The 22664-nt window shown below is 66.3% G+C and carries 23 protein-coding genes and 1 pseudogene; 13 read left to right on the forward strand and 11 right to left on the reverse strand.

Annotated elements, in window-relative coordinates:
• Positions 1–99: 99 nt before the first annotated feature.
• A complete protein-coding gene (locus tag E4J89_RS18805; RefSeq protein ID WP_136787742.1) occupies positions 100–657 on the reverse strand; it encodes a hypothetical protein in 558 nt (185 codons plus the stop codon).
• Positions 658–1172: 515 nt separating this feature from the next.
• On the opposite strand from E4J89_RS18805, the gene E4J89_RS18810 reads away from it, so the two are divergent.
• The 6 genes from E4J89_RS18810 (at position 1173) to E4J89_RS18835 (ending at position 4293) form a co-directional block, all read left to right on the forward strand.
• On the forward strand, positions 1173–1475 hold the full coding sequence (locus E4J89_RS18810) for a hypothetical protein (RefSeq protein ID WP_205754546.1): 303 nt from the start codon (positions 1173–1175) through the stop codon (positions 1473–1475).
• Between the two features lie 89 nt (positions 1476–1564).
• Positions 1565–2137 (forward strand): hypothetical protein, encoded by a 573-nt coding sequence (locus E4J89_RS18815; protein ID WP_136787744.1) that lies wholly within the window; start codon positions 1565–1567, stop codon positions 2135–2137.
• A 126-nt stretch (positions 2138–2263) separates the two neighbouring features.
• Positions 2264–2743 (forward strand): DUF2975 domain-containing protein, encoded by a 480-nt coding sequence (locus E4J89_RS18820; RefSeq protein ID WP_136787745.1) that lies wholly within the window; start codon positions 2264–2266, stop codon positions 2741–2743.
• The gene (locus E4J89_RS18825) at positions 2743–2949 is read left to right on the forward strand and encodes a helix-turn-helix transcriptional regulator (protein ID WP_127512832.1); all 207 of its coding nucleotides are present in this window, start codon (positions 2743–2745) and stop codon (positions 2947–2949) included. Before E4J89_RS18820 ends, E4J89_RS18825 begins: the two co-directional genes overlap by 1 nt.
• Positions 2946–3809 (forward strand): DUF817 domain-containing protein, encoded by an 864-nt coding sequence (locus E4J89_RS18830; protein ID WP_240691993.1) that lies wholly within the window; start codon positions 2946–2948, stop codon positions 3807–3809. Before E4J89_RS18825 ends, E4J89_RS18830 begins: the two co-directional genes overlap by 4 nt.
• Positions 3810–3915: 106 nt before the next feature.
• Positions 3916–4293, forward strand: a complete 378-nt coding sequence (locus tag E4J89_RS18835; protein ID WP_136787746.1) for a hypothetical protein — start codon at positions 3916–3918, stop codon at positions 4291–4293.
• Positions 4294–4349: 56 nt separating this feature from the next.
• Here the strand turns inward: E4J89_RS18835 and E4J89_RS18840 are convergent, their stop codons facing one another.
• The 4 genes from E4J89_RS18840 to E4J89_RS18855 form a co-directional block, all read right to left on the reverse strand.
• The gene (locus E4J89_RS18840; protein WP_346763398.1) at positions 4350–5237 is read right to left on the reverse strand and encodes a universal stress protein; all 888 of its coding nucleotides are present in this window, start codon (positions 5235–5237) and stop codon (positions 4350–4352) included.
• A 211-nt stretch (positions 5238–5448) separates the two neighbouring features.
• Positions 5449–6822, reverse strand: coding sequence for a 4-aminobutyrate--2-oxoglutarate transaminase (gabT, locus tag E4J89_RS18845; RefSeq protein WP_136787747.1), 1374 nt, complete (start codon positions 6820–6822; stop codon positions 5449–5451).
• A gap of 283 nt (positions 6823–7105) precedes the next feature.
• Positions 7106–7243, reverse strand: a complete 138-nt coding sequence (locus E4J89_RS18850; protein ID WP_136787748.1) for a methionine/alanine import family NSS transporter small subunit — start codon at positions 7241–7243, stop codon at positions 7106–7108.
• On the reverse strand, positions 7240–8811 hold the full coding sequence (locus tag E4J89_RS18855; protein WP_136787749.1) for a sodium-dependent transporter: 1572 nt from the start codon (positions 8809–8811) through the stop codon (positions 7240–7242). Before E4J89_RS18855 ends, E4J89_RS18850 begins: the two co-directional genes overlap by 4 nt.
• 232 nt (positions 8812–9043) lie before the next feature.
• Between E4J89_RS18855 and E4J89_RS18860 the strand changes: the two genes are divergently transcribed.
• The 3 genes from E4J89_RS18860 to E4J89_RS18870 all read left to right on the forward strand — a co-directional run bounded on the left by E4J89_RS18860 (position 9044) and on the right by E4J89_RS18870 (position 11946).
• Positions 9044–10477, forward strand: coding sequence for a PucR family transcriptional regulator ligand-binding domain-containing protein (locus E4J89_RS18860; RefSeq protein ID WP_136787750.1), 1434 nt, complete (start codon positions 9044–9046; stop codon positions 10475–10477).
• Positions 10478–10680: 203 nt separating this feature from the next.
• Positions 10681–11304 carry a putative glycolipid-binding domain-containing protein gene (locus tag E4J89_RS18865; RefSeq protein ID WP_205754547.1) on the forward strand — a complete coding sequence of 208 codons (624 nt, stop codon included), beginning with the start codon at positions 10681–10683 and terminating at the stop codon, positions 11302–11304.
• A 213-nt stretch (positions 11305–11517) separates the two neighbouring features.
• Positions 11518–11946: a hypothetical protein gene (locus E4J89_RS18870; RefSeq protein ID WP_136787751.1), complete on the forward strand. Its 429-nt coding sequence runs from the start codon at positions 11518–11520 to the stop codon at positions 11944–11946.
• Between the two features lie 84 nt (positions 11947–12030).
• Here the strand turns inward: E4J89_RS18870 and E4J89_RS18875 are convergent, their stop codons facing one another.
• The 4 genes from E4J89_RS18875 to E4J89_RS18890 are packed head-to-tail and all read right to left on the reverse strand — an operon-like array spanning position 12031 to position 15929.
• Positions 12031–12669, reverse strand: coding sequence for a LysE family translocator (locus E4J89_RS18875; RefSeq protein ID WP_136787752.1), 639 nt, complete (start codon positions 12667–12669; stop codon positions 12031–12033).
• Between the two features lie 48 nt (positions 12670–12717).
• Positions 12718–13818 (reverse strand): polyprenyl synthetase family protein, encoded by a 1101-nt coding sequence (locus E4J89_RS18880; RefSeq protein WP_136787753.1) that lies wholly within the window; start codon positions 13816–13818, stop codon positions 12718–12720.
• A 9-nt stretch (positions 13819–13827) separates the two neighbouring features.
• Positions 13828–15165, reverse strand: coding sequence for a geranylgeranyl reductase family protein (locus E4J89_RS18885; RefSeq protein ID WP_136787754.1), 1338 nt, complete (start codon positions 15163–15165; stop codon positions 13828–13830).
• Between the two features lie 2 nt (positions 15166–15167).
• Positions 15168–15929: a demethylmenaquinone methyltransferase gene (locus tag E4J89_RS18890; protein WP_136787755.1), complete on the reverse strand. Its 762-nt coding sequence runs from the start codon at positions 15927–15929 to the stop codon at positions 15168–15170.
• Positions 15930–16143: 214 nt separating this feature from the next.
• On the opposite strand from E4J89_RS18890, the gene E4J89_RS18895 reads away from it, so the two are divergent.
• From E4J89_RS18895 to E4J89_RS18910, 4 genes are all read left to right on the forward strand, one after another.
• Positions 16144–17544 (forward strand): isochorismate synthase, encoded by a 1401-nt coding sequence (locus E4J89_RS18895; protein WP_136787756.1) that lies wholly within the window; start codon positions 16144–16146, stop codon positions 17542–17544.
• A gap of 135 nt (positions 17545–17679) precedes the next feature.
• Positions 17680–18501, forward strand: a complete 822-nt coding sequence (locus E4J89_RS18900) for a basic amino acid ABC transporter substrate-binding protein (protein ID WP_136787757.1) — start codon at positions 17680–17682, stop codon at positions 18499–18501.
• A gap of 77 nt (positions 18502–18578) precedes the next feature.
• Complete coding sequence (locus tag E4J89_RS18905; protein WP_136787758.1) at positions 18579–19364, forward strand: amino acid ABC transporter permease; 786 nt, start codon at positions 18579–18581, stop codon at positions 19362–19364.
• 4 nt (positions 19365–19368) lie between these two features.
• Positions 19369–20124: an amino acid ABC transporter ATP-binding protein gene (locus E4J89_RS18910; RefSeq protein WP_136787759.1), complete on the forward strand. Its 756-nt coding sequence runs from the start codon at positions 19369–19371 to the stop codon at positions 20122–20124.
• Between the two features lie 131 nt (positions 20125–20255).
• Here the strand turns inward: E4J89_RS18910 and E4J89_RS18915 are convergent, their stop codons facing one another.
• Entirely contained in the window at positions 20256–22061 is a 1806-nt protein-coding gene (locus E4J89_RS18915) for a thiamine pyrophosphate-binding protein (protein WP_136787760.1), read from the reverse strand.
• 152 nt (positions 22062–22213) lie between these two features.
• Positions 22214–22480: pseudogene (locus E4J89_RS18920) on the reverse strand (alkaline phosphatase PhoX); the annotation flags it as partial.
• Positions 22481–22664: the final 184 nt, after the last annotated feature.

A 22664-nucleotide genomic window follows, 5' to 3' on the forward strand; every position in this document is an offset into this window, starting at 1 on the left:
GGTCGCTTGGAGCACCTTCGCGGCTCAGCCCTCGGATTCCGCAACCTCACCAACTACATCGCCAGATCACTGCTCGAAGCCGGCGGATTCAGACCGCATTTACACTCTCGATTCCGATGAGCCGGTCAAGGTCCCGGTGACCGAGAACGTGCCGGGCGAGATCGTGGCGGCGTCGGCACCGACCGAGACCTGCTGGTCCACCAGCACGGTCAGTTCGGTGAGCTTGCCGGCTGCCGGGGCCACCACGTTCACGTACGTGTAGACCGGGGCTGGCGGCGGGGCCGGCTCCTCGTCCGGGTCCAGCTCAACCGTCAGCCGTGCGGGGTCAGGCTCCACCAGTTTCTGCACCTGAAACAGCGGGTCGCCCTTGGACACGTTCGCGCCGGCGTCGACGAACAGGAAATTGACCGTTCCTTCGGCGGTGCTCCGCACGGCCACGGCCGGGTCGCTGGCTACCGACCCCTCGATCTGCACCACGTTGGTCACCGTCCCCAACGTTGCCGGAACGCTGGGCGTGACCAACTGGGCCGTGGGCTGCTCTGTCACCGCCTCGGCGCGCATGCCGTCCACGAAGGCGAGCTTGAACAGTGCGACGGCGATGACCGCGAAAATCGCCAGCCAAGCCATCGGAAAGACGTAGCGGCGCAGAACGCGCATGCAGGATCCCCCTCTAGATGATGCGCGCCGCGGCGCACGAGACTGCGGGGCATTCAGGACAATGCCTGCAACAAATCCCGCTTGTGACGGAGGCTACCATCGGCGGGCCGTTGATCCGGCGACCCGGGCAGGCGTTCAGCGGGAAAGTTACACAATTGTCGCTGTTTGAATAAATTGCCGGCCACCTTCCCGGCCAAGGACCGGGATTTCAGCATTTGCGGCGACGTCCACCACGGAAAAACGCGCCGAAGGCCCCATCACTCATGCAAGGAATCATTCAAAGAATCGGCTAGCCTAGGACTCAATTCACACATCAGCCGCCTGATCGGGCACTTATGCGAACCGGGAATCTGTTGAAAACGAAGCCCACTATCAGGACCACAGCCGTCCTCTTATTAGTCGCTGGATTCGCTCTTGGGCTCTCCACGCTTTCCGGCGGGCAACCACCCGGGCCTTCCGTCGCCGGGCCTTCCGTTGCCGGGGCTTCTGCCGCAGTGCCGCCGTCCACACTGAACGTGGGTTCTCCCAGGCCCGCACCAGAAACTGAATTTCCGACAGATGATCCGGGGACGAAAGTGTATGAACCCTTTACGGAGTGCTCTGCAGACTATGCCGAAGGTCCCGGCGGCGATCTCGACCGAAAGAACATGATCGGCCCGGAGAACAGCCTCATGGTGACACCGGAGGAAATGAAGGCCATGGGCATGCCTGAGGCCGCGATCCGGTCTCAGGCCGCGGCGTGGCAGGCTCTTTCACCGGAAGAACGTGAAGAGCAGTTGTGCCGCGCAGCCCATCAGGACCGGGTTCTTGGGCAGTAGTTTCGGAAGCATCCGCGTTGCCCTCGGCAGCCATCGGGCAGCGCTCATGCCCGCCGTCCCCCCACTGTGACGTCTTAAGGATCGATTTCATGGGCCAGGCAGTTTTTCCGCGGTTGATGTGCGCGATTGTGTTGACATTTTGTCTGGGCGCTTGCGGCAATTCAGCCGAGCAGCATTCCGCGCCGACCGAAGTTCCGCACCCGAGCCCGAGCGTCGGGACGCAAAAACTGAGCTACCCGGCCAAAAAAGTCATGGCCCGGTATAAGGCGACGGCAGCCTCGTTTCCAAATGCTCTCCCCGCTGGCATCACTTTCCCGGACGCACTCCCGGACCGCCTGCTGGAAGATAACTATGTTGCGGAGGCCGGCGTCGCAGAAGGCGTGGCCAACTTCTATTGGCGATGCGCCTGGCAGGATGCATTCTTGACTGCCGCATCGTTGAACGATCAAGGTGCAGCCGACGCGGCATTTGAAAAACTGGCCACTGACTGGGAATCGCTGCCCTTTTACCAAAAGTACGTCGAGGACCCGGACAGATTATGGCAATCGACTGCCCTTGAACCGGCCGCCAGAAGGGACTTCAGACCGCTCGAGCGGGACTTCCACAATGGCTGCCGGTTTTATCTTGAGCACAATGTCCACTCGGACGGCCGTCAGCGCTGAGTACCCCACCAGGCCACGCATCCCGCCGACCCGCAAGCACTGGGCGGGGCGGCATGCGGTGACCCTGCCGCATCAGGCCGACCACTATCGATTGAAATTCGATAGGAAAGACGCGATACTCGATGGATGCGAAAGACATATCTGGCGGTCACCGCCCTGAGGATCCTGCTGGTGGTGGCCTTCGCTCTTCTCCTCTTGTTCCAAGTGATGTCGTTGCCGGGCCAATTCGCCCACATGGCCGCGGAGTCTCCGCAGCTGGCCTACCTGCAGTGGCCGCTGACGGTGTTTTCGGTTGTGGAGCTGTTGTGCGTGCAGGCCGTGATTGTCAGTACCTGGAAACTGCTCACGCTGGTTAAGCACGACCGGATTTTCAGCAAAGCATCCTTGTCCTGGGTGGATGTCATTGTGTGGGCCGTGGTTGCCGCCTGGACACTGCTCGTCGGCGTTTTCCTGTTCGTCGGGTTCAATGCCAATGACCCCGGCATGCCGCTGCTCCTGTTCCTGTTTGTGGTGGCCGGCGCGGTGCTCGCCTTGCTGTTGGTGGTCTTACGAGCCGTGCTGCGTCAGGCCATCACCCTGCGGAGCGACATGGATGCGGTGATCTGATGCCGATCGTGGTGCGCATCGACGTCGAGCTCGCAAAACGGAAAATGAGCGTCGGGGAGTTCGCCGAGCGGGTGGGGCTCACACCCGCCAACGTGGCGGTGCTCAAGAACGGCCGGGCCAAGGCCGTGCGCTTCAGCACCCTGGATGCGATGTGCCGGGTGTTGGAATGCCAGCCCGGCGATTTGCTCGAGTGGGTTGAGGAGTGAGCGGCCTTGGCACGGCAGCGGCTGTCCGGCCGCTGCCGGCGTTCCGGCGCGTGGTCTCGGCCCTGGTCCAACTGCTCCGGTTCGCCTGGCTGCAGGTCCAATGCTGCCTTTTCGCGGCCGCGATTTTCGTGGGACTCGCGGCCAGTACGGCAGTGCCTTTGCCGATCCCCCGCTACGATGCCCTGCTGGTGTACGGGCTGGTCCTGACCGCGGCCTTCTACCTGCTGCGGCTGGAAACGGGCCGTGAGGTGGCAGTGATCTTCGGTTTCCACCTGGTCGGGTTGGCGTTGGAACTGTTCAAGGTCCAGATGGGCTCTTGGTCCTACCCGGAGGAGGCTTGGTCCAAGGTCGCGGGAGTGCCGCTCTACTCCGGCTTCATGTATGCCGCGGTCGGCTCCTACATCTGCCAGGCGTTCCGCCGTTTCGACCTGCGGATCAACAGCTTTCCATGGGTCCCGGCTGCGGCACTGGCTGTGGCAGCCTATGCCAACTTTTACACCCACCACTATCTGCCGGACCTGCGCTGGGTGATTGCCGCCGGCTTCGTCATTGTGCTCTGGCGCAGCCGGGTGGACTTCACCGTGGGGGCCCGCAGCTATGCCATGCCGCTGAGCCTGTCCTTTGTCCTCATCGGTTTTTTCCTGTGGGTCGCCGAGAACGCCGCCACCCTGCTGGGCGCCTGGCAGTACCCTGACCAAAGCCAGATCTGGCAGATGGTGCACGTGGGCAAGTGGGGGTCCTGGGCGCTGCTGGTCAGCCTCAGCTTCGTCTTGGTGGCGGCCGTCAAGACCCAAGAGGGCCGCTTCTACGGCAAGGCAGGTGCCGCGCCGACTGTCACCAGTGACCAACGCCCGTCCTGAGTTCCAGGCGGACGATCATTAGGCAGTCTGGGTTCCTCCCCACCGGCTTATCTCGAAGGTAGCCGGTTCGAAACACGTTCGATTCGTCAGGCACGGGGCAGGGGCAATGCGTAGAACCGACGTCATTACAGTGGTCTCGATCTTCGGGATCATCTTGGCCATCGCAGGCCTGCACTTGTCCGGTCGCCCGGACTGGGCGGGGTATGGCATCCAGGGACTGATGCTTCTCGCCGCCCTGGCGGTAGTGGTCCGGTTACTCCTGGGGCGCAAGAACAGTGTCACCGGTCCGATGGCGGATTCCGGCAGCACGCTGAACGATCTCTACCTGGGAACCACCTACACCGGACCGCGGCATGTCGCCCAGCCGCAAGAGCAACAGATGTCGCTGGTCATCGACGACGACGAGCGGCAGAGGTTCTTGGAAGCCCTTGACGGCGCCGACCCTCGGTCCCACGGCGGATCCGCGGGGCGTGATTCGCCGTAGGCACCTTGGACAGAGAGCGGCAGCGACGCACTCCGCAGGTGGCAGCCATCCAGCTGCTACTCCCGCAGACCGTCCACTTCCCGCGGGACCACCACCATCGGGACCGGCAGTGAGCGGAGGACCTTGTGCGCGGTGGCGCCGAGGAACAGGCGGTTGTGCTGGGCCAGCCGGCTCGAGCCCATGACCACCAGCTCGCCGTCGTCCCAATCAAGGGAGTCGATAGCCTCTTCAATGTTGCGACCGTGCGCCACGGTCACGGTCGCCTTGCCCGGGGGCAGCTCGGTGGCGGCCGAGGCGAGGACCGAGTTGGCGTGCAGGTGGGCGCTGTGGATCGCTTCGCCGCTGTCCGAGTCTTCACGGGTGTCCAGCGAGACCAGCGAGACCAACCGCAGCTGCAGGCCGCGGCGTGAAGCAGCGTTCAGGGCCACATCGCGCGCGGCTTGCGCACCCTGCCGCTCGCCGATGAAAGCGGTCAGCCGGGTCAAGGGCTCCGTCCGTTGATAACCGCGGGGAGCAAGCGCCACCGGAATCGGCGAGGCATGCAGCAGCGCATTGGCCACGCTGCCCACCGTGAAGCGCTTGAACAGGCTGTTGCTGCTGGCTCCGATGACGATCAGCCGGGCGCCGGATTCCTCGCCGGCGGCGATCAGCCCCTCGGCGAAAGAGTCGGCTGCCCGCACCTTGAATTCGGCATGCACATCGGACGGAATCAGCTTCAAGGCCTCACGGCGTGCGGTGACGACGTCCTGCTCGCTGGCGCTGGCTCGCTTTCCTTCGGAGCTCAGCGCTGCAAAAGGAGCGCTGTCAGCCACCACGTAGACAATGTCCAGCCCGGTGCCCTGGGTCCGGGCAATGGCGACGGCCAGTGCCACGGCATCGGCTCCGCGTTCGTCCGGCTGGTAACCCACCACATAGCGCATCCGACTACCCCTGTCCGTGTCCATAAGCCAGCGGATGCGACGGCGCCGGCGCATCCACGGCCAAGAGGCGACTACGGTTCCGACTCTAGTCCGAGAGGGGCAACGACAACAGGCTCGAGCCGTATCTTCCGGCCGCATGCCTGGGGCGTCCGGAAACGACAGCGGGGCGGCTCCCGGTCGCTCGTCCCGAGGGACAAGAGATCCGGCAGCCGCCCCGGCGGGACGTGGCGACGGGCTAGGCAGCTACCTTGCGGATGGCTGCTTCCAGCACGTCGAGGGCGTCGGCCAGCAGTTCGTCGCCGATGACCAGCGGCGGCAGCAGGCGCACCACGTTGCCGTAGGTGCCGCAGGTGAGGATGATGACGCCTTCCTGCAGGCAGGCGGCGGCAATCTCCTTGGTGGCCTCGGCGTTCGGCTCCTTGGTGGTGGCGCCGGTGCCCGGCTTGACGAACTCCATCGCCAGCATGGCGCCGCGGCCGCGCAGGTCGCCGATGATGTCCACGTCCTCGGCCAGCTTCCGCAGCCTGCCCATGACCTGCTCCTCGATGTGGCGGGCCCGGGCGCTGAGGTCCTGGGCTTCCATGGTTTCGATGGCAGCCAGCGCGGCGGCACAGGCCACCGGGTTGCCGCCGTAGGTGCCGCCCAGTCCGCCCGGGTGCACGGCGTCCATCAGCTCGGCGCGGCCGGTGATGGCGGACAGCGGCATGCCGCCGGCAATGCCCTTGGCCATCGTGATGATGTCGGGCACCACGCCGTCGTGATTGGAGGCGAACCAGGAACCGGTGCGGCAGAATCCGGACTGGACTTCATCGGCGATGAAGACCACGCCCTTCTCCTTGGCCCACTCCGCCAGCGCCGGCAGGAAGCCCTCGGCCGGCACAATGAAGCCGCCCTCGCCCTGGATCGGCTCGATCAGGATGGCCGCCACGTTCTCGGCGCCGATCTGCTTCTCGATCATCGTGATGGCGCGGCGGGCGGCGTCTTCGCCCTTGATCTCTGTTTCCTCGCGGTACGGGTAGCTCATCGGCACCCGGTAGATCTCCGGGGCGAACGGACCGAAGCTGCCGGCGGGGCTGGACTTGTACGGGTTGGCCTTGGCGGTCAGCCCCATCGTCAGGTTGGTGCGGCCGTGGTAGGCGTGGTCAAAAGCGACGACGGCGGTGCGCCCGGTGGCGATGCGCGCCACCTTCACGGCGTTCTCCACTGCTTCGGCGCCGGAGTTGAACAGCACGGAGCGCTTCTCGTGGTCGCCCGGGGTCAGCTCGGCCAGCTTCTCGGCCACCGCAATGTAGCTTTCATACGGGCTGACCATGAAGCAGGTGTGGGTGAACTTGGCAACCTGATCCTGCACCGCGGCGACGACGGCGGGGTCCGAGGCGCCCACGCTGGTGACGGCGATGCCGGAGCCCAGGTCAATGAACGAGTTGCCGTCCACATCGGTGATGATGCCGCCGTCGGCGTCGGCCACGTAGACCGGGACGCTGGAGGCGACACCGCCGGCCACCACCGCGCTGCGGCGGGCAGCCAGTTCGGCTGACTTGGGGCCGGGGAAGCCCGCTGACACATCGCGCTTCTGTTCCAGCCGGTACTGGGTCGTCTGAGTGGTCATGGGGTGCCTTTCGCGTTGGGTGGTGATGCCGCCGGCAGTCGGGACGCCCGGCGCACTCATGTCGCGACGGCGGCCCGGCCGCGGTGGAGGTCGTTCAGCCGTCGAACAGCGCGTGCCAAGGGAAGCCGTGCTCTACAGCGAGATTACGTTTTCCGTTCGGGTACTGCCTATGGCGCCCCGCACAGCCAATCTGCGATTCCGCCGTGCAAATGGCCAAACCATCCAACGGCGGTGCCCTCCGGCCGCACGGCCTGAGGACACCGCCGGGGAAGCGGCAGCGGGTTCAGAGCTCCGGTGCGTGCTCTGCCGGCATGGCGCCGTCGTCCTCAGGGTGGCGGTTGAGGTTCACCAGGGCCAGGGCCAACCCACCCCATACGGTGATGATGGCGATGATCAACATGACGATCGCTGCTGTGCTCATCGTTGTGCCTCCTGCAAGGTTGGGGAATCCAGTTCCGGATCATTGGCCGCGGAGTTCCTGCCCCACGGAATCAGCGAGAGCAGGAAGGACACGACGATGAGCGCGCCGGCCATCCCCCAGCCAAAGACACCGACAAACCAGTCCGGCATGGCCGGATCGCCGTAGCCTTCCTGGATCCTCTTGATCACTTCGCTGATCAGGATGTAGCCCAGCACGGTCGGCGAGACGATTCCCACCATGACCCGCCACCACAGACCCAGCTTGATGGAAGACACCTCGCTGACGTGCCCGCCCAGCAGCGGCAACTTGCGGAACCCGTAGGTCACCAGCAGCACGGTCACCAGGGCACACGCCATGATGCCGAAGTTGTTGACGAACGCGTCGGTGACGTCCAGCAGGTTCAGGCCAGTGGTGGTCGGGAACAGCAGGATGGAAATCAGCGCCAGCGGGATGCCCACGCACCAGGTGGTCTTCACCCGGCCCATCCCCAACTTGTCCTGCACCGCCGCGATGATGACCTCGATGATGCTGATCAGCGAGGTGAAGCCGGCGAACACCAGCGAACCGAAGAACAGCACCCCCAGCAGCCCGCCCAGCGGCGCCTCGGAAATGATGGTGGGGAACGCGATGAATGCCAGGCCGATGCCGCCGGCGGCAACATCGCCGACCTCGGCGCCGGCGCTGAAGGCCATGAAGCCCACCGCGGCGAACACACCGATGCCGGCCAGGATCTCGAAGCCGGAGTTCGCAAACCCAACTACGAAGCCGGACCCGGTCAGGTCCGTCTTGTGCTTGAGGTAGGACGCGTAGGTGACCATGATGCCGAAGGCCACGGACAAGGAGAAGAAGATCTGGCCGTAGGCCGCGGCCCAGACCGTGGTGTTCGTGAGTGCGCCCCAGTCCGGAGTGAACAGGGCATTCAGTCCATCAGCGGCACCGGGCAGGAACAGCGACTGAACCACCAGGATCAGGAACATGACCAGCAGCAACGGCAGGAAAATGATGTTCGCCCGTCCAATGCCCTTCTGCACCCCCGCTGCCAGCACCAGCAGGACCACGGCCCAGACCACGATCAGCGGGATCAGGACCATCGGCACGAAATCGAAGCCAATGTTCACGTCCTCGCTCACCTGCAGGAAGGAGCCCATGAAGAACCCTGCCGGGTCGTCACCCCACGCTTCGGTGACCGAAAAGATCATGTACATCGCGGCCCACGCGATGATCACCGCGTAGTAGACGCAGATGACAAAGCAGATCGCCACCTGCCACCAGCCCAGTCCTTCGGCGCCCCGGGCCAGCCGGCGGTACGCCAGCGGTGCGGATCCACGGTGGCGGTGCCCCACGGCGTAGTCCAGGAACAGCAGTGGAATGCCGGCGGTCAGCAGAGCCACCAGGTACGGAATGATGAAGGCGCCGCCGCCGTTTTCGTAGGCGACATACGGGAAGCGCCAGATGTTGCCCAGGCCAACGGCGGAGCCGATCGCCGCGAGGATGAACACCTTGCGTGTGGACCACATCTCGCGCTTGGGCTTGACGCCCGGCGCGGCCTGCGGTGAAGGGGAACTCATTGATGGACCTCAAAGTGTAGGGAATTCGGTGCTGTGACGGCTGTTACGCCGCGGACCATCCTAGTGGCGCCCTGCCAGCCCCGAAAACCGCAGAGACCCGTCCGGCCGCCATTGTCCGGCATTTCGCGCACCAGAGCAGGTGCTGGCCCCAGCAATGGTCGGGTTCAGAGTGGCGCGATCCGTCTGCCCCATCACAGTGCACCTGCACAACGCTGAACCGTATAGTGGGAGCATGGCTGTCACTCTTGCCAAACTTCTCGCCTCGCCGTCGCTGCACCTGACACTGGTTGGCACCGCACAGGGCGACCCCGACGCGCCCATCACCTGGGTGGCTTCCACGGAACTGGAGGACCCGCTGCCTTTCCTGAGCGGCGGAGAAGTGGTGCTGACCACCGGCCTGCGGCAAAAGACCGCGGCCGCGCAGCGCAAATTCGTGGCACGCGTCCACCAGGCCGGCGCGGTGGGCATGGGCTTCGCCCTCGGGCTCACGCACCGCAAGGTCCCGCCGGGGGTGCTGGCCGCGGCGAACGAGCTTGAACTGCCGGTTTTTGAGGTGCCCTACGAAACCCCGTTCGTGGCGATCAGCAAGATGGTGGCCGACGCGATCTCCGCCGACCACTACAACCGACTGGAGCACCTGCTCAAGGATCACCAGACGCTGGCGGCCTCGCTGCTGGGCGGTGGAGGTCTCCCCGCGTTGCTGCGGAAGCTCGCCGCGATGGTGGGCACCGACGTCGTGCTGTCCCAATACGGCACCCGGCTGTACGGGACCGGCGGCGGGCGCGGGGGATGGCACGAGGTCCCGATTGCCACCGGCCTGAAGGACCGCTGCACGCTGGCGCTGGCCGAGCCGTACGAACGCAACGCCATTGTGGACTATGCGCAAAGCCTGATCAGCCTGGAGCTCAGCAACCAGGCCCACCGCCGCGCGACCGACCGACGCTCCGTGGGCCAGGTGCTGCTGGATGTGGTGGGGGGTGTGCTGCAGGGCGGCGACGCGTCGCTGCGGCTGAGCAACGTAGGGATCGACGCCGGACGGCGGCAGCTGGTCATCATGGTGCAGGTGGCCGGCGCCCAGCGCCGCGCGCTGCCCACGTTGCCGCTGCCCGCCGCCTTCGACGGCGTGGTGACCGGCCTGGTGGACGAGCGACTGGTGCTGGTGGTGCAGGGCACCGAATCGGGTGAAGCGCTGGGCCGGGAGCTGAGCACCTACTTGCAGAGCGCGGGCGTCACCGCAACGGTGGGCGTGGGCGGCAGCTACGCCCAGGCGAACGGCTTGCGCTGGAGCTACTTCGAGGCCAAGGAAGCCGTGGGCCGCGGCGGTCGGCTGAACGTGCCGCAGCGGCTGTCTCTGACTTCCCTCCTGCTGGCCTCGGAAGACGTGCCGCTGAGCGACCTGGCAGCCGAAGCGCTGGACCCGCTGGCCGATTTCGATGCCGCGCATGATGCCGCCCTACTGTCCACGCTGCAGACCTACCTGGAGCTGAACGGATCGGTAGCCGCCGTGGCGGAGGAGCTGGGACTGCACCGGAACTCGGTTCGCTACCGGTTGTCCCAGATTGTGGAGCTGACCGGCTACGACCCTGCCCTGACCGCGGACCGGGTGCACCTGTGGCTGGCCCTGACGGTGCGGCGGCTGGGTTCCGACGCGGCGTCGCAAGGCTGACCCCCGCCCGAGCCCGGCCGTCGCTGCTGCCGCCGCCGAGCCCGGCCGTCGATGCTGCTGCCGCCGCCGCGGCCGTGCCGGCGCCGGTGCCGCTGCGGCCGTGCCGGTGCCGGTGCCGCTGCGGCCGTGCCGGTGCCGGTGCCGCTGCGGCCGCTGCCACCGAACCCTTGTCAGAACCGGGCGCAGGCACAAGGCTGGGGGTCATGGGACACGAGACGCACGAGAGCCGCACGGTGACCTGGCTGGGAGAGGACGATCCGCAGCGCGCCGACACCGCAACCATCAACCTGGAGCCCGAACGGCTCAGCGCTCACGGGGCCTCGCGCGCCGCCGACTACGCCGCGAGCTGGTCGCTGACCACTACCGACAATTGGTTCACCGAGAACCTCACGGTCTCCGTGCATGGGAGGGGCTGGAGCAGGTACCTGGTGTTGGACCGCGCCACGGACGGCAGCTGGAGCGCGGCGACGAAGGTCTCCGGGGACACCGACCTGCCGGAGCCGGGCATCGTCGACCCGGCGTCGCTGACCGGGGCAGTGGACTGCGACCTGGGGTTGTGTCCGGCCACCAACACCATGCCGATTCTGCGGCTGGGTCTGGTCCACGACGCGGAATCCGCCGCAGAACTGACGGTGGCATGGGTGGAAATGCCCAGCCTGCGGGTAATGGGCCGGCAACAGATCTACAGCGGCTCCCGCGCGTACGACGACGGTACCGGGACTGCCGCTGTCACCTACAGTTCCGGCGACTTCAGCGCCGAGATGGTGGTCGACTCGGACGGCATCGTGATCGACTACCCAGGGCTGGCCACCCGGCGCCGGGATTGAAGCGTCGCCCATCGGGTGAAGCTGCACACTTCAGGGGCGGGCTGGCCTGCCCGGCGTCCGTCGGGCGCTCTCCTTGTGCTCCCGGCCGTCCACCACGCCTGGCACCCGCGCGCCGCTGGGGCAGCCGCCGTCGTCGGCCTCGGTTCGAGCCAGTCGAGGCGGCCACATAGGATGGTATCCAAGCCCGCCGATCAACCGTTCCAGGGAGAAACCATGCCCGAAATGTTCGTGGACAAGTTCCGTGCCCTCGTGCCCAAGTACTTGGACCGGGCGTGGACTGAAGACGACGGCATCTCCTATGACGAGCTGGAAGGGCAGCTGGGCGAGCACAAGTTCCAGGTTCCGCAGGCGCTGGTGGAGTTCTACCACGCGCTGGGCGGCTGCGAGGACCTGATGGAAGCCCACGATTTCTTCTTCGACCCGGATGAACTTGAGATCGAGGACGGTTACCTGCTGTTCCTGGACGAGATGGACGAAGAAGCGAACTGGGGCTTCAAGTCCGAGCACCTGGATGTGCCGGACCCCATTGTCTGGATCCGCACGAACGGGCCGAAGCTCCGGTGGCAGAGCGAAGAGGCCACCTTCAGCGAGTTCGTCTTCGACATGTTCGAGTGGGTCTTCGGCGACGAGGACGAAGACTAAACCCGCTCACCCGGGACGGCTGAGGAGACGCGGCGGCCAGCGGGGCTTTGAGAGGTTTCTCTTAACGGGCTTCCGCCGTTTCTACTACCGGGCTTCCGCTGCCAGCGCCACGCCGAAACCGACTAGCACGGTCCCGGTGACCCGGTCGATCGCCCGGACTACGGACGGCGTGCGCAGCCACTGACGGGCAACATGCGTGCCCCAAATGATGGCTGAGAAGAACACCAGTCCTTCGAGGTTGTGCACCAGGGCCAGCGCGGTGCCCATCAAGGCCGGCGAGACATCCGGCGGAATGAACTGCGGGATCATCGCCATGTAGAACACGCCAACCTTCGGGTTCAGCAGATTGGTGCCCACCCCGGTGAACCAGGCCCTGGCGTACGACGCCGAAGCCTCGGGTTCCGCCACGGCGGCCACGTGCGGGTCCGGCCTCCGGAACGACTTCCACAGCATCCGGCCGCCAAGCCAGACCATGTAGGCGGCGCCGGCGATCTTCAGCGCAGTGAACGCTGTCTCCGAGGCGGCCAGCAGGGCCGATGCCCCGACCGCCGCCGCAATTCCCCAGACCAAGGCCCCAGTGTTGATACCCAACGCCGTGGCGTACGCCCTGCCGCGCCCTTGGCTGACGGCGGAACGGAGCACCAGCGCTGTGTCCATACCCGGCACCAAGGTCAGCAGACCGGCCACCAGGGCAAAGGACAACAGGGCCTGTTCTACGCTCATCGGGTCAGTTTAGGGGACGCGATTCTGTCAGGGGACGGCCTCGCGGCCTTAAACCTCGCGGTCGACGACGGCTTCGGCGAAGGCCGTCAGCGCGAACTTCACCGTACTCTCCGGCAGCGGGTCCAGCGACGCCTTGGCGGCGTCGGCCCACTCGCCCGCGATGGACCAGGCCTGCGCCGTGACCGGGTGCACGCGCAGCGCGGTGACGGCTTCGTCCAGGGCCTCGTCGGAACTCAGGTCCGCCTCCACCAGTGCCAGTACCGAGGCGGCGGAAGCATCGCCGTCGGCCGCTGCCTTTCGGAGCAAGAGCACCGGCAGCGTGGGCACGCCTTCGCGCAGGTCGGTTCCCGGTGTCTTGCCCGACTTGGCCTTCAGACCGGTCACATCGATGACGTCGTCGGCCAATTGGAAGGCAACGCCCACCTTCTCGCCGTATTCCAGCATCACGTTGACGGCCTGCTCGCCGGCGCCGGAGAACATGGCGCCCAGCTGGCCGGAGGTGGCGATCAGCGATGCGGTCTTGTCCGCGATGACGGACAGGTAGTGCTCCACCGGGTCCTCATCGTCGCGTGGACCGACGGTTTCGTGCAGCTGCCCCAGGCAGAGCCGTTCGAAGGTCCGGGCCTGGATGCCCACGGCCTCCGGACCCAACTGGGAGACCAGCAGCGAGGCGCGGGCAAAGATCAGGTCGCCGGCCAGAATGGCCACCTGGTTGCCCCACACCTCGTGCGCGGTCGGGGCGCCGCGCCGGTACGGGGCGGAGTCCATCACGTCGTCGTGGTACAGCGTGGCCAGGTGCGTCAGCTCAACAACGACGGCGGCCTGCACCACGTCGGGGACCGCTCCGTTCCCCAGTTGCGCGGCCAAGATGGTCAACAGCGGGCGGATCCGCTTGCCGCCGGCTTCCACCAAGTGACGGCTGGTGGCATCGGCGAACGGATCGGAATGCGCAATGGCAGCACGCAGCTGCTTCTCCACCCGGGCCAGTGCAGTGGAGACCTCGGGACCGAGCACGGCATCCTGGGCCACCGGGTCGAATCCAGCCGGCAGGTTCAAGCTGGTGGCAAGGGCGGCGGTTGCTGTATCCAGCTCCGGCGACTCCGGCGGGTTCTGGCCGGCAGGAGTCCAACTCGGTTTAGCGTCAGTCACGGTTCAACACTAACTAATCGTCGGGGCGGTATGGCTGGTCGGCTTATTGCCGCCAGTCTGGTTGGATGCCGGCGGCGTGAGCTGCTCCAGCAGATGAATAACTCTATCCTCAAATCCCTTGCCGCCTGAGTCGGTCAGGTTGGCCAGCATGCGCACCACAAAGCGCATCAGCGGCGGGACCGGCATTCCGGTTCGCAGCGCCACCTTCATGACGGCGGGTTTACCAATCAGCTGGGCGAAGATCCGGCCCAGAGTGAAGTGGCTGCCCCACTGGTCGCGGATGATTCCCGGGTAGGTGGACAGCGCGGCGTCGAATCCGGACCGGCTGAGCAGCTGGCCGCCGGACCCGGACAGGCGGGCATGTGCGTCGACGATCAACTCTGCCGCGTAGCGGGCGGACTCCATCGCATAGGAGATGCCTTCACCGTTGAAGGGGCTGACCATGCCCCCGGCGTCACCGAGGAGCAGCAGGCCGGGGCTGTAGTGCGGCGTGCGGTTGAAGCCCATCGGCAAGGCCGCGCCACGGATCTCGCCAACCTGGTTCTCCTCGGTGAAACCCCAGTCCGCCGGCATTGCGGCGGTCCACTCGCGGAGCACCTGCTTGTAGTCCAGCTTGCCGAAGGATTTGGACGAGTTCAGAATGCCCAGGCCCACATTGGAAGTGCCGTCCCCCACACCGAATACCCAGCCGTAGCCGGGCAACGGATTGCCGGCGGCGTCGGGCAGTTCCAGCCAGCCCTCCATCCAGTCGTCGTCGTGCCGGGGCGAGGTGAAGTAGGTGCGCACGGCCACGCCCAGCGGCCGGTCGTCGCGCTTTTCGATGCCCAGGCTCAGCGCGGTGCGGGTGGAGTTGCCGTCCGCGGCGAGCACCACGTCGGCAAAGAAGTCTTCGGTTTCGCCGGTCTTGCGGCCACGCTCGTCCAGCAGGTTGGCGCGCACGCCGATGACCCGTCCGGCGTCGTCCCTGAGGGCAGTGGAGACGGAATGGCGTTCCAGCACCACGGCGCCGGCCGACTCGGCATGGCGGGCGAGTGCCTCGTCAAAGCCCAGCCGGGTGCGGATCAAGCCGTAGTCCGGGAAATCACTCAGCTCCGGCCAGGGCAGCTCCAGCTCCCGGCCGCCGGCGATCAGCCGCAACCCCCGGTTCCGGCGCCATCCGGCTGATTCCTCGTGCGGCAGGCCGAGCAGCTGCACCTCGCGCACGGCACGCGGCGTCAGGCCGTCGCCGCAGACCTTTTCGCGCGGGAAGGCGGTCTTCTCCAGCACCGTCACATCAACACCGGCCGCGGCCAGGTAGTACGCCGCAGTGGCTCCTGCCGGGCCGGCCCCAACAATCAGAACTGACATGGCTACAGGGTGCGCCTGCTGCTCTGGTGCTTCAGCTCAGCCTGCGCACGCGTGTTGGCGGCGTCCTCGCGACCGGGCTTGGTGGCGCGGTGGACGGCAACGATGCCGCCGGACAGGTTGCGGTAAGCCGCGTCCTGCCAGCCCTCGCCGGTGATCCACTGCGCCAACTGGTCCTGGTTCGGCCAGGCGCGGATGGACTCGGCCAGGTAGACGTAGGAGGCAGGGTTGGATGAGATCTTGGACGCAATCGCCGGCAGCGCCCGCATCAGGTACTCGGTGTAGACGGTCCGCCATGGCGCGAAGGTCGGCTGCGAGAACTCGGCGATCACCAACCGGCCGCCGGGCTTGGTGACGCGCAGCATCTCGCGAAGCGCCAGCTTGGGATCGCTGACGTTGCGCAGGCCGAAGGAAATGGTCACCGCGTCGAAGGAGTTGTCCGCGAACGGGAGGCTGGTGGCGTCGCCGGCCACAAAGTCGATGTCCGGGCGGCGGCGCTTGCCCACCCGCAGCATGCCCAGCGAGAAATCGCAGGCCACCACATGGATGCCGGCGTCGGCATACGGCTCACTGGAGGTGCCGGTTCCGGCGGCCAGGTCCAGAACCTTCTGGCCACGCTCGGCGTCCACCGCATCCACCACGATCCGGCGCCACCGTCGGGTCTGCCCCATCGACAGCACATCGTTGACCAGGTCGTATTTCGGCGCCACGTCATCGAACATGGCGGCTACTTCATCCGGGCGCTTCTCCAGCGATGCACGATTCACCGGTCCATTGTCTCAAAGACCGGCACCCGCCCGCGAACCCGCGCGTGTGCGCCCGGTCTCTGTCGCGGGTTGCTCCGCGCACGGCTGCTTGGCGCAGGACCGGCGGGTCCCCGGCCGCTGCCCGCGCGCGGCAGCTTCGCGGGCGCCGGACGTCCCCGCGGCCAGGGTTCTCCGCGGCCGGTGTTCTCCTCCCGGCAGAGTAGGCTTAATGTCCATGACCTCCGCACTCTCCCCCTCGTCCGGCCTGCCCGGAACCCGGCCGGCCGCCGCTGCCGTCGGCACGGCCCCCGAGGCGGCAGACCAACCCCCTACCGGCACCCTGCGCGGCATTACGGTTGAGTGGCCCGCGGTGCCCGACACGCAGGGGCTGTTGGAGTATCTGGTGCGCGACGACGTGCTCTGTTGGGTGCGCCGGGAGGGCGGACTGGCCGGCTTCGGCGAAGTGGCCCGATTCACGGCCAGCGGCCCGGAGCGCTTCCAGCAGGCGGCGGCATGGTGGCGCGGCATTCAGGCCAGTGCCGACATCGACAACCACGTGGGCGGTCCGGGCACCGGACCGGTAGCCTTCGGTTCTTTCGCGTTCTCCTACACCTCGCCCCACCGTTCCCGACTGGTGGTGCCGGAGGTGCTGGTGGGCGTGGAGGGGGACCGCGCCTGGCTCACCTATCTCACATACGACGGCGGCGCCGAGCTCAGTGCCGCGACCGCCGAAGCTGCGCTGGCAGCGTGGGTGGAGGAAATCTCGGCCGAACGCAGTCCGGAACCGGGCGACTCATTGGTGCCGGGACAGGTTTCCGAGCAGGCCTACATGGACGCCGTGGCCGCGGGCGTTGAGCGCATCCAGGCCGGAGAATTGAGCAAACTCGTGGTGGCCCGGGACGTCGTGGCCCACCTGTCGACGCCGATCGCCACCGCGCAGGTGCTGCGCGAACTGGCCGCGCGCTACAAGGATTGCTGGACGTATTCGGTGGACGGTCTGATCGGCTCCACACCGGAAATGCTCATTAAGGTGGAGAACAATGTGGCCCGCGCCCGTGTGCTGGCGGGCACCCTGGACCGTTCACGGACGCACAACCAGGCCGGCGAGTCGGACACGGACTACGCCCAGCGGGTGCTGGCCGGTTCGGAAAAGCAACGGCACGAGCACCAGATCGCGATCGACTCGCTCACCCGCAAACTGGAACCGTTCACCACCGCTATGACCTCGCACAGCGAGCCGTTCGTGCTGGAACTGCCCAATGTGTGGCATCTGGCCTCCGATGTCTCTGCCGAGCTGGCACACGACGCCGGCCAGCCGCCGTCGTCGTTGGAGCTGGCCGAAGCGGTGCACCCTACGGCTGCTGTCTGCGGCACCCCCACGGAGGTTGCCGGAGCGCTGATCCGTGAACTGGAGCAGATGGACCGCGGCCCCTACGCCGGTCCGGTCGGCTGGACCGACGGCTCGGGCAACGGCGAATGGGGAATCGCGCTGCGTGGCGCCGTCGTGGAAAGCCCGCAGCAGGTCCGGCTGTACGCCGGATGCGGCGTCGTGGACGGCTCCGATCCGCAAGCCGAGCTGGCGGAAACCTGGGCGAAGTTCCGGCCGATGATCGAGGCACTGGGTCTGCGCCGCTGATAACTATTCGCCGACAATCCGGCAAAATAGTGTTTCCCAATAAGCAATCAATGTAGCCTGTGGTGCATATCACCTGTGACGGATGTGTTCCCGCTACACTTAAGCCGGATTTCCAACGAGACAAAGGTAGTAACTATGCGCAAGAAGGCATCCAAGGCGGTCCAGGGGTTCTCCCTCCTGGCCGTGGCGGCACTCGCTTTGACCGCCTGCGGCGGCTCGGACAACGCCGGCAGCGATGGCAGCACCGGGGGCGCCAGCGGTGCAGGTAGCGATCTGCCCCTGGTTCAGGCCGGCACGCTAACCGTCTGCTCTGACATCCCCTACCCGCCGTTCGAGTTCGAAGAAGGCGGAAAGTACACGGGCTTCGACATCGACCTCATCACCGACATCGCTTCCGAGATGGGCCTGAAGGTTGCCGTCCAGGACGTGGGCTTTGACGCCCTGCAGTCCGGCGTCACCCTGGCGGCCGGCCAGTGCGACCTCGGGGCCAGCGCGATGACCATCACCGAGGACCGCAAGAAGAACATCGCCTTCTCCGACCCGTACTACGACTCGCTGCAGTCGCTGTTGGTTCCGGAGGGTTCGGACATCAAGACCATCGACGATCTCGCCGGCAAGAAGGTAGGTGTCCAGCAGGGCACCACGGGCGAGTCCTACACCCGCGAGAACGCGCCGTCTGACGCCGAGATTGTCGCTTTCCCGTCCGACGCCGAGATGTACCAGGCCATCCAGGCCGGCCAGGTCGACGCGCTGCTGCAGGACCTGCCGGTCAACATCGGCCACACCAAGGACGGCAAGTTCACCGTGGTGCAGGAGTACAAGACGGACGAGACCTACGGCTTCGCGGCGAAGAAGGAAGGCTCCGAAGCGCTGCTCACGGCCGTCAATGATGCCCTCAAGACGCTGCGCGAGGACGGCAAGTACAAGGAAATCTACGACAAGTACTTCACCGAGTAGTACGCCCTCCGGCCCTCGTCTCCGTGCCTGATCGCCGGGGACGGGGGCCGCCGACTTACAGCTGGAAGGCATCACCAGTGAAACCTTCGACCCGCCGCCGACTTTTCCGCGGGGTCCTCTACGCCATCTTCATCGCCGCCGTCGCAGCCGTTATCCTGGTCGCCGACTGGGAGGCAATCCGGACGAGCTTCCTCAATCCGGAAGTCTTCGGCGAACAGTTCCCGGCAATCATCACCACCGCGGCCAAAAACACCATCATCTACACGGTGATCGCCTTCATCGGCGGCCTGCTCCTGGGCCTGGCCTTGGCGCTGATGAAACTTTCCCCGGTGGCACCCTACCGCTGGGTGGCGACTGCCTATATCGAGCTGTTCCGCGGCCTGCCTGCCCTGCTGGTCATCTTCGCCTTCGCCTTCGCCGTCCCGATCGCTTTCCAATGGCGCCCGCCGGGAGGCACCGCAGGCGCAGGCCTGATTGCGCTGATCATCGTCTCGGCTGCCTACATGGCAGAGACCATCCGCGCCGGCATCGAGGCTGTTCCGGGCGGCCAGCTTGAAGCCGCCCGCTCGCTGGGCATGAACCCGAGCTGGACCATGGTCTCCGTGGTGCTCCCGCAGGCGATCCGCATCGTCACCCCGCCGCTGACGAATGAGCTGGTCATCCTGATCAAGGACACCTCGCTGCTCTTCATCGCGGGCATGGCCCTGAACCAGCGCGAACTTACCACCTTTGCGCGTGACGGTGTCTCGCAATACGCCAACGCCACCCCGTTGGTTGCCGCTGCTCTCATGTACCTGATCATTACCTTGCCGCTCACCCAGTTGGTCGCCCGGCTGGAGAAGCGCAACAAGAGAGGCCGGTAACGCCATGACTGAACCATCCCTGAGCCAGGACCGGCCCGCCATCGAGGTCAAGGAGCTCTGCAAGAACTTCGGCGACAACGAGGTGCTCAAGGGCATCGACTTCCACGTGAACCAGGGCGAAGTAGTCTGCGTGATCGGACCGTCGGGTTCGGGCAAGTCCACGCTGCTGCGCTGCGTGAACCGGCTGGAAGAGCCCACCAGCGGCACCATTCTGGTGGAAGGCGTGGACATCACCGATCCGGAGACGGATCTGGACAAGATCCGCACCCGCATCGGCATGGTGTTCCAGCAGTTCAACCTGTTCCCGCACCTGAACGTTCTGGGTAACCTCACGTTGGCCCAGCGCCGTGCCAAGAGGCGAGGCAAGGCCGAGGCCATGGAGGTTGCCCGGCAGAACCTGGAGAAGGTGGGACTGGCCAACCGCGAGAACGCCTACCCCGCCCAGCTTTCCGGCGGCCAGCAGCAGCGCGTCGCGATCGCGCGTGCACTGTCCATGAACCCGGACATGATGCTCTTCGACGAGCCCACCTCCGCACTGGACCCGGAGCTGGTCGGCGATGTGCTGGGTGTCATGCGCCAGTTGGCAGACGAAGGCATGACCATGATGGTGGTGACCCACGAAATGGGCTTCGCCCGCGAAGTCGGCGACCGTGTGGTGTTCATGGACGGCGGCGTGGTGGTGGAGCAGGGCAAGCCCGAGGATGTGCTGGGGAACCCGCAGCACGAACGCACCAAGGCGTTCCTCTCGAAGGTGCTCTAACCCGGCCCAGCCTCCGGCGAAGCCAAGCTAAATCTCGGCTACACCTGAGCCAAGCTCCACCTCAGGCCGGAGGCCACACCTTCTCCGAGCTGCACCTCAGCCCGGCAGCTACGCCTTGGCCGAGCCGTACCTCAGTCCAATAGCCCGGAAGTGGCGGTCGCAATAGCGGCCGCCACTTCTGCATGGAGGCTGCGCAGCCGGCTTCGGTCCGTCCGGACTTCCACCATGCTCCGCCCGGTCACCGGCTCGGACAGCACGGCGTCCAGCTCATCGGTATCCTTGACCTGCCGGTGCTGGACCCCGTAGCCGGCGGCCAGCGAGGCAAGGTCCGCCCGGTGCGGGGTTCCAAAGAGACGCTCGACGGCGGACGCGTACGAGGCCTGCTCCCCCACCTTTCCGTGTTCCAGCGTCGAGAAGATCCCGCCGCCGGAGTCGTTGACGACGACGATCTGCAGGTCGGGCTCGGGTTCACCCGGCCCCAGCAGCAGCGACCCGGCATCGTGCAGGAAGGTCAGGTCACCCATGAGTGCCCTGGTTGCGGTTCCTGCCCCCAACGCAATGCCCGACGACGTGGCTACCGTGCCGTCGATTCCCGCCAAGCCGCGGTTGGCGTGCACGAAGGCATCGGGAGTGTCGATCGGCGTGCCCGCCAGGTCCACGTCGCGAATCGGGTTGGAAGAGCCCAACACCAAGCGGCCGCGGGTATTCAGCCAAACCGAGCGGCCCACCCGCAGCCCGGTGAGTCCCGGTTCCGCGTCCAGCACCTGGATCAGGGCAACATCGGCGGCTCCGCCTGCCTGCCGCCACAACTGCAACCAGCCGTCCGGGCCCGAACCGGCGAACAGGGAGAGGTCCTCCGGCTCGGAGATGACCCGTTCGCGCCGCCTCCCGGGCTCGAACCAGGCGACCGGTTCAGGCTGGTACAACGCAGTTTGCACGTCCTCGCGCGCCAGCAGGGCTGCCACCGGGCGGGACAGCGTGGGCCGCCCGAACACCACCACTCGCTCAGCCAGTGTCCCGAACCGGCTTAGCAGCATGCGGTAAGGCCCAATCGCGTTCGGGCCGAAGCGCGCGTTCGAAGAGGGCTCCGCCAACAGCGGCAGCCGGTGCGCCCGGGCGAACGCCTCAGCCACTGCACCTGCACCATGGCCGGCGACCACCACGGTTCGGTGTTCGTCCGTGGCGTGGACAGCTGGTTCCGCCAAGCTCACCGGCCAGTCAATGGCCCAGTCAGGTTCCCGCCCGTCCATTGCGGTGGGCACGATGCCCTCCTGCCGCCCGCTCTCTTTCGCTGCAAGCACCGGCTCCGGGCCCGGGAACAGCGGATCGCGGAACGGCAGATTGATATGCACCGGACCCACCGTGCCGTGGTGCGGGCCCAGATCGGGCGACGCGGTGGACTGGCCCGGCGAGGGCGTGGCTGCCATCGCGCGAAGGTCGTCCAGCGCCGGAGGCAGCGGGATCCCTTTGGCGTTGAGCAGGCTGGTACGGATCGCATCCGTCGGATCGTCGCCGGCCGGAATGTCGACGGCAGAGCGCACGTGGATCCCGAAAAGGCCGGGTTGGACCGTGGTCTGGTTTGCACCCGTCCCGCGCATTTCCTCCGGCCGGTCGGCGGAGATCACCAGCAATTCCACTCCGGCATGGTTGGCTTCCATCACGGCCGGCAACAGCTCGCCCACGGCGGTTCCGGACGTCGTGACCACCGGGACCGGACGCAGCGAGCCCAGCGAAAGCCCCAGCGCGGTGAACGCCGCCCCGCGTTCGTCGATGCGCACGTGCAGCCGCAGCTCGTCCCGGGTTTCCGCCTCGGCGAGCGCGTAGGCCAGCGGGGCGCTGCGGGAACCTGGGGCAACGACGACGTCGCGCACGCCACCCCAGACCAAGGCCTTCACGGCCAGTCGGGCGGCTTCCATCGAGCTCAGCTGCGCAGTCACCCCCTCATGGTAAGCAGACGGCCATGTCCGGGTGGACATGGCCGTCTGTATGTGAGCTCCCGTCGCGACAGGATGTTCAGGCTGGCGCCTCGCGGCTGTGCCTGTTGGCGTCTGGCGACCGTATCAGCCCGACGCCTCTCGGCTGTGCCGGACTAGCGCTTCACGTGCCCGTTCTTACCCTTGAACATCTGGATCACTGCGGGGCGGGGCAGTGCGGCGTCGCCTCGCTTGGCCTTGCGGCCGTCCTGGACGTAATCCGGGAACAGCGAGCGCTGGGCGCCCCAGCTGCCGTCCTCGCCCGGGTGCTGTACTGCAACGAAAACCAGCCCGTCGTCGTCGTGAATCAGTGGGCCGCAGGTTTCGGCATCGATCGGGACGGCCATGAACTGCTCCACCTTGCCGCGTTCCTGTCCGTCCAGCCCTCTCTGTCAGCCTGAAGTGAGACGAATTCCGTTTCATGAGGGCCGATGGAGAAATGTAGGAAATGACCAGATCAACACGTCTTGGCCCGTTTCGGACTGTGGCTGAGAAAATGGAGATCCTGGCGGAGTACGAGGCCGCGCCAAACGGGTCGAAGGGCGAGGTGCTTCGCCGGCACAGACT

The organism is Arthrobacter sp. CAU 1506 (genome assembly GCF_005047635.1).
Classification (GTDB): Bacteria; Actinomycetota; Actinomycetes; order Actinomycetales; family Micrococcaceae; genus Crystallibacter.